A 6,707-nucleotide genomic window follows, 5' to 3' on the forward strand; every position below is an offset into this window, starting at 1 on the left:
GGGAGAGGTGGAATTGACGGGGAGAAGGGCGTCAGGCCGCCGCCCGGTCTTCGCGGCGATGAAGTCCAGGCACGCCTGGGCCACGTCTTCCCAGCCAGGTTCCCCCGGCAGCCAGTGGCTCATCTCCGGGAACTCGCGGAACACCCCGCCCAGGCGGGCGGCGGTCTGGCGTACGGTGGCGGGCGGGTGGACGACGTCCTGGCCGCCGGCGATGGCCAGCACCGGGGCCTTCACCGCGCCGGGGCTGGTGGTCATGAACGGGTCGAGCCACCAGTTCAGCGTCTCCCACAGCGCCCGGCCGCTTTCCGAGGTCATGCGGGCGTAGAGGGCGCGGCGGGTCTCGCGGGGCAGGCGGTCGAGGCTGTAGCGGCGCACCACGCCGTAGTCCGGCGCGATGGCCTGCAGCCAGTAGGGACCCAGCGAATAGAGGCTGACGGCCGAGACCGCCTCCTCCAGGCTCGCCCCATGCACGCCCCAGGGCGGCGAAGGGGCCAGCAGGATCAGGCGATCGACCGGGGCGCGACCGGCGGCCAGCTGGGCCACGAGGCCGCCCATCGAGTGGCCGATCAGGATCGGCGGTTTCTCGCACGAGCGGATCAGGCGCACGACGGCGCGGGCGTAGTCGCTCATCGACAGGCCGACGGTCGACTCGCCGGGCGCGCGGCCGGGCAGGTCGGGCGTCAGCACCTGATGACCGGCGGCCTCGAACGGCGCGCGAAACACATCGAACGTCCAGCCGCCGCAGAAGGCGCCGTGGACCATGATCACCGGAGCCTTCACGCCCGCCTCTTAGGTCAACTCCGCCCGTGTGACTGATACGAGCGTTTCAATGGAGCCTACACGCTCTTCTTGCCGCGTGGCGAAGTTTTGGCGGGCGTCGTTGTCGCAGCAGTCTTGGTTGCGGCGGCTTTCGGGGTCGCCTTGGGCTTGGCTTCGGCCTTGGGGGCCGGCGCGGCCTTGGGAGCGGCCTTCGCGGCGGGCGCGCTCTTGGCCTTCGGCGCGGGGGCAGCCTTGGCGGTGGAAGCAGGCTTGGTCTTGGCGGCAGGCTTCGGGGCCGCCGGCTTGGCCGGTTCGGTAGGAGGCGTCGCCGCCTTGGCGGGCGCCTTGGGCTTGGCGACCTTGGCGGCGGGAGCGGCCTTGGCTTCAGTCTTGGCTTCAGTCTTGGCTTCGGTCTTGGGCTTGGGCGCCGACTTGGCCGGGGCCTTCGCCACAGGGGCCGGTTCGACCGGCGCGGGCGGCGGCGTCTTCGGCTTGGCGGTCTTGGCCGGCGCGGCCTTCGGCTTGGCCTCGGTCTTGGCGGGAGCGGGCGCGACTGCGGCCTTTGGGGCGACAGGCTTCGGCGCAGGGGCCGCCTTGGGCTTGGCCAGCGCCTTGGCTGCGGGCTTCACGGCCGGTTCGGCGACCACGGCCTTGGCCTTGCTGGGGGTGTTGGTCTTGGTTGGGGCCTTGGCGGACGCCTTGGCCTTGGCGGCCGGAGTGGGCGCCGAAGCCTCGGCCTTGGGGGCGGGAGCCGGCGTCGGAGCGGGGGCCGGTTCGGCCTTCGGCTCGACCTTGGCCTTGCTCGGCGGCGGGGCGGAGGCCGGGCCCAGGCCCTTTTCCGACAGCCAGGCCTTGGCCGCGTCGTACAGGGCCGCGCTGCCCGGCTCGTCGATCAGCCAGTGGGCGTGGTCGGGATATTCGCGATAGTCGGCGCCGGCGTACTTGCGGCCGACCAGCCGCACGTCTTCGACCGGCGTGGTGCGGTCGCGGGCCCCGGCCAGCACCAGCACCGGCACGGTCACCTTGGCGGAGTCGACATGGGCGGTGCGCGAGGGATCGCGGTCGGGATAGGCCAGGTCCTGCAGCACCCGGCCGGAGTCGTACACCGCCGTGGCGTAGAGGGCGTCGTGGCGGGCGGCGGGCACGGCGTTGACCACGCCGAACTTGAAGCCGGTCTTCCACATCTTCACCGGCTTGGGCGGGCCGCCCTGGCTGAGCACGGCGTTGAGGAAGGTGATCAGCGGGGAAAGCTTCGGCTTGCCGCGCGCATCGGCCGGCGAGGCGGGGGCGAACAGCACGATGCCCGAGGTCAGGCCGCTCTCGGCCAGCTTCTGGGCGATCAGCCCGCCCATCGAGTGGCCGAAGACGATCGGCTTGATCCCGTCGCGGGCGGCGGTCACCGCCGCCAGGGCGCTGAGCTCGGCGACATAGTCGGCCAGGGTAAGGCCGCCCAGCTCCGCCGACGGCGAGGCGGGCACGCGCAGTTTCGGACGGATGGTCGGCGTCTCGACCGCGTAGCCGGCCTTGCGAAACGCCTCGGCGGCCGGCGACCAGCCGTCGCCGGTCATGCCGTAGCCGTGGATCATCAGGATGGTTCTGGTCACGCCCGCGCCTCCAATCCCCAAGGGAGGATCGGCGCGCGAGCCTTGGGTGTCAGGCGACGCGCGCGAACCCCGAGAAAGCGACGACCATCTGTTCGTAGACGCCGCGTTTGAAGGGTACGATCAGTTCGGGCGTTTCGTCGAGAGCGCCCCAGCGCCAGGCGTCGAACTCGACGTCGCCGTGGGCGGCCAGATCGATCTCGCTTTCGTCGCCGGTGAAGCGAAAGGCGAACCACACCTGCTTCTGGCCCAGGTAGCCGCGCGCGCGTTTCGTGCCCAGGAAGTCGGCCGGATAGTCGTAGGTCAGCCAGCCCTCGGTGCGGCCCAGCAGCGCTGCGGAGGTGACGCCGGTCTCCTCGTGCAGCTCGCGGCGGGCGGCGGCTTCCAGGTCTTCGCCCTCGTCGACGCCGCCCTGCGGCAGCTGCCAGTTGTAGGGCGGCTCCTGCTTGTGGCGCATGCCCAGCCAGACGCGGCCGTCGGTCGGGTGGAAGAGGGCGACGCCCACATTGGGGCGGTAGAGGGAGAGGTCTTGCTTGGCGCTCATCGCCTGGCGATAGCCGAAGCCGGGGCCAGTTGCACGCCCCGTGCGTTCAGCCCGCCGGCCCAGTTGCGCACCTGGCTGATGGTGACGGGGTAGGCGAAGCCCACGCCCAGGGCCGCGCCGCGCGCGCCGGCGCCGGCTTCCAGGGCCCGCAGCTGGCCTTCGATGGCCTCGCCGGACAGATCATCGTCGATGCCGCGCTCGGCCGAGGCGCGCGGGATCGGGCCGCCGCGACGGGCGGCCGCGCCGTCGTCGACGAAGGCCAGGCCCCGGGCCTTCAATGAAGCCATGAAGGTGGCCATGGCGGGGTCGGAGGCCAGGAACTTCGAGCCCAGATAGTTGGTCAGGCCGAAATAGCCGGTGGCGCGCGACATCAGCCATTCCAGCTTGCGCACGGTCTCGTCGGGCCGGTTGGCGGCGATCAGGGTGTAGGGGCCCGGGTCGTTGGCCGGATAGTCGTTGGGCTCCATCGGCGTCTCGAGCAGCACTTCGTGGCCGTGCGAGCGGGCCAGGTCGATCCAGCCCTGCAGGCCCTCGGAATAGGGCGCGAACGACAGGGTGATCTCGGGCGGCAGGGTCTCGATGGCGGCGCGGGTGGTCTGGGCGTTGAGGCCAAGGCCGCCGATCACCAGGGCCACGCGCGGGCGGCCATCGGGGGTAAACGGGCGGGCATAGGCTTCGGCGACCGTGCGGCCGTCGGGGCCGATCACCGGCAGCGGGCCGCCGCCGGGGCCGGGAACCGACAGGCCGGGCAGCGGGGCCTGGACCAGGGCGCCGCCGGACGGGACGGGCGGGGCGGCCAGGTCGACGGCTTCGCTCTCGGCTTCCGGCGCGGCCGCGTGGCGGGCGAAGGGGTGGTCGGACAGGTCCATCGCGCCGGGCAGCAGCGGGGCTTCCTCGGCGCCTTCCGGAGCCAGGGCCTCGCGCCAGCCTTCGGGCGGATTGGTGGTGGCGCCGATCTTGGTCAGTTCCAGGCGCAGCACGGGCGCGCCGGCCTTGGGATCGCCGGTGATCATCACCAGCACCGCCAGGCTCAGCAGGAACAGGAAGGCCGCGGCGCTGGCGCCGATATAGGGATTGCCGGCGGCCGCGAGCAGGCGCGCGCGCAGGTCGCCGCCGCCCGCATCGACGGCGGGCGCGGCGGCGGTGTAGGCGGGCTTGCGGGAGAACACGGCGGCCATGAACGAGCCTTACGAGGCAAGCTTCCAAGATATGGTTAACGACGATCTTCGAAAGATGCGGCCAAATGTACGGGGCTTGGGCGCCGGTTTTTGTGGCGTGGGCGGTGAAGGAATGACCGTCTGGCGGCGTGATGGCCCGTGACAGCTTTACGACGCTTTCCGCCGGCCGATCCTCGGGCGCAAGCTTCGGATCAGGAGGCCTCGTCCCATGAGCATGACCGAGATCGCCCGCTTCTCCACCACCGCGGCCCCCGAGGCCCGCGCCGTCTGCCTCGCCGCCGTGCTGCGGGCGGGGGCGGGACTGGCCCTGGGCCTGGCCGTCGTGCTGATCGCGGCGCTGGGGATGGGGTAGCGCGACTTCCTTCTCCCCTTGCGGGAGAAGGTGGCGGCCAAAGGCCGACGGATGAGGGGTCTCTCAGATTTGAGACGCTCCACCCGGCCTTGCAGCTGCACGCAGCCTTGATTTCTGAGAGGCCCCTCACCCGACCTGCTTCGCAGGCCACCCTCTCCCGCAAGGGGAGAGGGTGGCCTGAGGCCCAAAGAAAAAGCCGCCCATCTTTCGACGGGCGGCTCTTCGTTCGAACGTTCGAAAACGTTCCTACTTCTTCTCGACCGGGGGCTTGCCGGCGGCCGCGGCCTTGGCGGTGACCTCGGCGATCTTCGGTTGCGGCTTGGGCAGCTTGGCCACGGCCTCGACCGAGCCGGCCTTCAGCACGGCGACGGCGCGTTCCAGCTGGAAGTCGCCCTTCTTCTCGTCGAAGCCGGCGGGGGGCGCCTCGGCCGGGGTGTGGACGCCCTTGCGGGACTTGCCCTCGTCGGCGTTCAGCGCGTTCTTGAAGCTGGCCTCGCTGAACCACACGCGGTTGGCGATGTCCTGGGCCTGGTCCTTGGTCTGGGCCACTTCCAGGTCGGGCTCGATGCCGGTCTTCTGGATCGAGCGGCCCGACGGGGTGAAGTAGCGGGCCGTGGTCAGCTTCAGCGCGCCGTCGGCGCCGCCGCGCAGCGGGATCACGGTCTGGACCGAGCCCTTGCCGAAGCTGGTGATGCCGACGAGCTCGGCGCGATGGCGGTCCTGCAGGGCGCCGGCGACGATTTCGGCGGCCGAGGCCGAGCCCTGGTTGATCAGCACCACCATCGGCATGCCGTTCAGGATGTCGCCCGGGGTGGCGTTCAGGCGCTGGATGTCGCGCGGATTGCGGCCGCGCTGGCTGACGATCTCGCCGCCTTGCAGGAACAGGTCGGCGACGCCGCGCGCCTGGTCGAGCAGGCCGCCCGGATTGTTGCGCAGGTCGAAGACCAGGCCCTTCATCTGCGGGTTCTTGGTCTTCAGATCGGTGATGGCGGCCGACAGGGCGTCGGTGGACTTCTCGTTGAAGCCGGGCAGGCGCACATAGCCGTAGTCGCCTTCCATGCGGGCGATGGCGGCCTTGGGCTTGATGACCTCGCGCACCAGCTTGACGTCGAACGGGTCGGTCTTCTCGCGGGCGATGGTGATGGTCACCGTCTCGCCGGCCGGGCCGCGCATCTGCTTGACGGCCTCGTTGACCGTCAGGCCCAGCACCGACTGGCCGTTGACGGCCGTGATGTAGTCGCCGGCGTGGATCCCGGCGCGGTCGGCGGGCGTGCCGTCCATCGGCGAGATCACCTTGACCACGCCGTCTTCGCTGGTGACCTCGATGCCGAGACCGCCGTATTCGCCGCGGGTGGTGTCCTGCATGTCCTCGAAGCTGTCGGGCGAAAGGTAGCCCGAGTGCGGGTCGAGGCTGGTCAGCATGCCGTCCAGCGCCGCCTCGATCAGCTTCTTGTCGTCGACCTCGGTGACGTACTGGTCTTCGACCGTGGCGAGCACGTCGCCGAACAGTTCGAGCAGCTTGTAGGTCTTGGCCTTCTGCGAGGGGATGGTCGCTTGGGCGATGGGGCTGACATAGGCCATCGTCCCCGCGCCGAGGATGAAGGCCGAAACACCGATGAGCAGGTACTTGCGCATAAGGCCTAGAAGGCTCCCTTGCGGCGGTGACGCCGCGTTACTGGTCCGGCCGTGTCCATCCCCGACGCGGCCGTGCGTCATGATGAACGCCCATCATTGCTGAAAAAGTCGTCTACCGCGACTCCTGCTTGAGCCAGCGTCCCGGGTCGGCCGGAACGCCGTTCTCGCGCACTTCAAGATAGAGCTCCGGCTCCAAAGGTCCACGGTCCGTCATGCTGCCCAGCTCGGCGCCGGCTGCGACCGATTGTCCGGGGGCGACCTTTACGTCGGCCATGCCGGCCATGACCAGGTGATAGGCGCCCTGGGTGCGGACGATGACCACCATGTCCCAGCCGTTCAGCGGACCGGCGTATTCGACGGTGCCGGCCGCGGGGCTGCCGACGGCCTGGCCCTTGGCCGTGCGGATCGACAGGCCCTCGGACTTGCCGCCGACGGGCAGGGCCTCGCCGAAGCGGCGGACGACGTCGCCCGGGGCCGGCGCGCGCAGGGCCAGCGGGCCGGTGCTGGCGGTCGTCAGGCCGTCGGTCAGGGCGCCCAGGGTGCGGCGCTCCTGGTCGGCGGCGATGGCGTCCTGGGCGTAGGCGCGCTCCAGCTCGGTCTTCTCGACGATCATCCGCTCCAGTTCGCCCCGGCGGTCG

At 70.8% G+C, this 6,707-nt stretch carries 7 protein-coding genes; 1 reads left to right on the forward strand and 6 read right to left on the reverse strand.

What is annotated here, in order from left to right; all coding sequences use genetic code 11:
- The 4 genes from DMC18_RS05805 to DMC18_RS05820 form a co-directional block, all read right to left on the reverse strand.
- Positions 1–780, reverse strand: a 780-nt coding sequence (locus DMC18_RS05805) for an alpha/beta hydrolase (protein WP_110119159.1), incomplete at its 3' end; no start/stop codon positions are given.
- Positions 781–836: 56 nt separating this feature from the next.
- The gene (locus tag DMC18_RS05810; RefSeq protein WP_110119160.1) at positions 837–2,363 is read right to left on the reverse strand and encodes an alpha/beta hydrolase; all 1,527 of its coding nucleotides are present in this window, start codon (positions 2,361–2,363) and stop codon (positions 837–839) included.
- 49 nt (positions 2,364–2,412) lie between these two features.
- Positions 2,413–2,904 carry an RNA pyrophosphohydrolase gene (locus DMC18_RS05815; RefSeq protein ID WP_110119161.1) on the reverse strand — a complete coding sequence of 164 codons (492 nt, stop codon included), beginning with the start codon at positions 2,902–2,904 and terminating at the stop codon, positions 2,413–2,415.
- Positions 2,901–4,082: a divergent polysaccharide deacetylase family protein gene (locus DMC18_RS05820; protein ID WP_110132762.1), complete on the reverse strand. Its 1,182-nt coding sequence runs from the start codon at positions 4,080–4,082 to the stop codon at positions 2,901–2,903. The genes DMC18_RS05815 and DMC18_RS05820 overlap by 4 nt, the downstream gene beginning before the upstream one ends.
- Before the next feature lie 208 nt (positions 4,083–4,290).
- On the opposite strand from DMC18_RS05820, the gene DMC18_RS25920 reads away from it, so the two are divergent.
- The gene (locus DMC18_RS25920) at positions 4,291–4,434 is read left to right on the forward strand and encodes a hypothetical protein (RefSeq protein ID WP_158285868.1); all 144 of its coding nucleotides are present in this window, start codon (positions 4,291–4,293) and stop codon (positions 4,432–4,434) included.
- A 246-nt stretch (positions 4,435–4,680) separates the two neighbouring features.
- Here the strand turns inward: DMC18_RS25920 and DMC18_RS05825 are convergent, their stop codons facing one another.
- Together DMC18_RS05825 and DMC18_RS05830 are read right to left on the reverse strand one after the other, a co-directional pair.
- Positions 4,681–6,069 carry a S41 family peptidase gene (locus DMC18_RS05825; RefSeq protein WP_110119162.1) on the reverse strand — a complete coding sequence of 463 codons (1,389 nt, stop codon included), beginning with the start codon at positions 6,067–6,069 and terminating at the stop codon, positions 4,681–4,683.
- 112 nt (positions 6,070–6,181) lie between these two features.
- The coding region (locus DMC18_RS05830; protein WP_146217987.1) for a murein hydrolase activator EnvC at positions 6,182–6,707 on the reverse strand (526 nt) is incomplete at its 5' end.

The organism is Caulobacter sp. D5 (genome assembly GCF_003185805.1).
GTDB lineage: Bacteria > Pseudomonadota > Alphaproteobacteria > Caulobacterales > Caulobacteraceae > Caulobacter.